Origin of the sequence: Allobosea sp. (assembly GCF_030694325.1) — a bacterium.
Lineage (GTDB): Bacteria > Pseudomonadota > Alphaproteobacteria > Rhizobiales > Beijerinckiaceae > Allobosea.
This window is the reverse complement of sequence record NZ_JAUXYO010000316.1, coordinates 1-2,948: the sequence shown is the minus strand read 5'-3', so window position 1 is coordinate 2,948 and position 2,948 is coordinate 1. Positions and strand designations below refer to the sequence as shown.

The window sequence follows — 2,948 nt, the reverse complement described above, 5'->3', positions numbered from 1 at the left end:
CTGGCTCGGCATGGTGCTGGTCATCGTCTTCTCGGTGCAGCTCGGCTGGCTGCCGCCGGGCGGGGCGGGGCCTGGCGGCTCGGCGGCGTGGAAATGGGATTGGGAGCATGTCAGCTACATGATCCTGCCCGCCATCACGATGTCGGTGATCCCGATGGGCATCATCGCGCGCACCGTGCGCGCGCTGGTCGCCGATATCCTCAACCAGGAATTCGTGCCGGCGCTGCGGGCCAAGGGGCTGATGGATTTCGGCGTCTTCCGCCATGTCGTGAAGAATGCCGCGCCGACCGCGCTCGCCGTGATGGGCCTGCAGCTCGGCTATCTGCTGGGCGGCTCGATCCTGATCGAGACGGTGTTCTCCTGGCCCGGCACCGGCTTCCTGCTCGGCAATGCCATCTTCCAGCGCGACCTGCCGCTGCTGCAGGGCACCATCCTCGTGCTCGCCATGTTCTTCGTGGGTTTGAACGTCCTCGTCGATATCCTGCAGGGTCTGCTCGACCCGCGCGTCCGGAGGCGCTGAGATGTCCGCCATCGCGCAAGGCAACGCGGCCGTGATCGTGCCGCCTCTGGCGAAGTCACCCGGCTATTGGTCGGGCGTCTGGCGTCGGTTCAAGAAGGACAAGGTCGCGGTCGGTGCCGGCTTGGTGGTGCTGGCGATCATCCTGATGGCGATCTTCGCCGATTACATCGCGCCGGCCGACCCGACGCGTTCGTCGATGCTGCGGCGTCTGCGGCCGATCGGGACACCGGGTTATCCGCTCGGCGCCGACGAACTCGGCCGGGACATGCTCTCGCGGCTGATCTTCGGGGCGCGGCTCTCGCTCTTCATGGGCGTGGTGCCGGTGTTCATCGCCTTCATCATCGGCTCGGTGATCGGCGTCGCCGCCGGTTTCTTCGGCGGCAAGTTCAACACCATCGTGATGCGCACGGTCGATGTGTTCTATGCCTTCCCCTCGGTGCTGCTGGCGATCGCGCTCTCGGGGGCGCTCGGCGCCGGCATCACCAATTCGCTTTTGTCGCTGACCATCGTCTTCATTCCGCCGCTCGCGCGCATCGCCGAGAGCGTGACGACGCAGGTCCGCTCGATGGACTATGTCGAGGCGGCCCGTGCCAGCGGCGCCAACGCGATCACGATCATCCGCGTCCATGTGCTCGGCAACGTGCTGGGGCCGATCTTCGTCTATGCGACGAGCCTGATCTCGGTCTCGATGATCCTGGCCTCGGGTCTCTCCTTCCTCGGGCTCGGCACCAAGCCGCCGACCCCGGAATGGGGGCTGATGCTCAACACGCTGCGCACCGCGATCTATGTGCAGCCCTGGGTGGCGGCGCTGCCGGGCGCCGCGATCTTCATCACCTCGATCTCGTTCAACCTGCTCTCCGACGGTCTGCGCTCGGCGATGGACGTGAAGGGCTGACCATGACCCAGGACACGGTCGACGCGACCCCTCAACAGACTCATCCCGACCGCGGCGGCGCCGGCACCCCGCTCTTGCAGGCGAAGACGCTGACCAAGCATTTTCCGCTTGGCGGCGGGGCCGTGGTGCGCGCCGTCGACGGCGTCGATTTTGCCGTGATGAAGGGCGAGACGCTGGGCGTCGTCGGCGAATCCGGCTGCGGCAAGTCGACGACGGCGCGCGTCGTCATGCAGCTCATCCCGCAGGACAAGGGCGAGATGCTGTTCGACGGCGAGATCGTCGGCGGACAGGCCCTGACGCTGAAGGACTATCGCCGCCAGGCGCAGATGGTCTTCCAGGACAGTTATGCCTCACTCAATCCGCGCCTCACCATCGAGGATTCGATCGCCTTCGGGCCGACGGTGCATGGCGTCTCCAAGGCGAACGCCGTCCTCAAGGCGCGCGACCTGCTGCAGCGCGTCGGGCTCGACCCCGCCCGCTTCGCCGCGCGCTATCCGCACGAGCTCTCCGGCGGCCAGCGCCAGCGCGTCAACATCGCGCGTGCGCTCGCGCTCGGCCCGCGGCTGGTGATCCTCGACGAGGCCGTCTCGGCGCTCGACAAATCGGTCGAGGCCCAGGTGCTCAACCTGCTCGCCGATCTGCGCGAGGAGTTCGGCCTGACCTACATCTTCATCAGCCACGACCTCAACGTCGTCCGCTTCATCAGCGACCGCGTCATGGTGATGTATCTCGGCGAAGTCGTGGAGATCGGCCCCGTCGAGGAGCTCTATGGCGATCCGCGCCACCCCTATACGCGTGCGCTGCTCTCGGCGATGCCGTCGATGGATCCCGACAACCGGACCATGGAAGCCCCGCTCGCCGGCGATCCGCCGAACCCGATCAACCCGCCCGAAGGCTGCCGCTTCCACCCGCGCTGCCCGCATGCGCAGACGGTCTGCGCCAAGGTGAAGCCGGTGCTCGCCACGGTGGGCGAGGGCGCCCGCCAGGTCGCCTGCCACATGCAGGTGCCCGGCTCCGGCCACAGCCACGCGCCTGCCCTGGAGGTCGCGGCATGAGCACGACCCAGACAGCCACGCCCCTCGTCGAGATCGAGAACCTGACGGTGCGCTTCCGCGGCGCCCAGACCGTCCACGCCGTCAACGGCGTCTCGCTGACCCTGGAGCCGGGACAGGTGCTCGGCATCCTCGGCGAATCCGGCTCCGGCAAGAGCGTGACGCTGAAGACGCTGCTGCGCCTCCTGCCCGAAAGCCGCACCGACATCGGCGGCGGCGTCCGGGTCGACGGCCGCGACGTCTTGGCGCTGAACCCGCAGGATCTGGCGGATTATCGCGGCGCCGTCACCTCGATGATCTTCCAGGATCCCGCGCTCGCGCTCGATCCCGTCTACACCGTCGGCCAGCAGATCGCCGAGGCGATCATCCGGCACGAGAGCATCTCGGCGAAGGCGGCGATGGCGCGCGCGCTCGAACTGCTCGAGCTGGTGCGCATTCCATCGCCGGAGCGCCGGCTGAAAGCCTATCCGCACGAGATGTC

The 2,948-nt window shown here is 67.7% G+C and carries 4 protein-coding genes; all 4 read left to right on the top strand.

The features are described from left to right. Positions 1-520, top strand: a 520-nt coding sequence (locus tag Q8M82_RS20360; RefSeq protein ID WP_305693122.1) for an ABC transporter permease, incomplete at its 5' end; no start/stop codon positions are given. Between the two features lies 1 nt (position 521). Then, positions 522-1,415: an ABC transporter permease gene (locus tag Q8M82_RS20355; protein ID WP_305693121.1), complete on the top strand. Its 894-nt coding sequence runs from the start codon at positions 522-524 to the stop codon at positions 1,413-1,415. A gap of 2 nt (positions 1,416-1,417) precedes the next feature. Further along, complete coding sequence (locus tag Q8M82_RS20350; protein WP_305693120.1) at positions 1,418-2,470, top strand: ABC transporter ATP-binding protein; 1,053 nt, start codon at positions 1,418-1,420, stop codon at positions 2,468-2,470. After that, positions 2,467-2,948 (top strand): ATP-binding cassette domain-containing protein (locus tag Q8M82_RS20345; protein ID WP_305693119.1); only part of this gene is annotated, 482 nt, incomplete at its 3' end. The genes Q8M82_RS20350 and Q8M82_RS20345, both read left to right, overlap by 4 nt.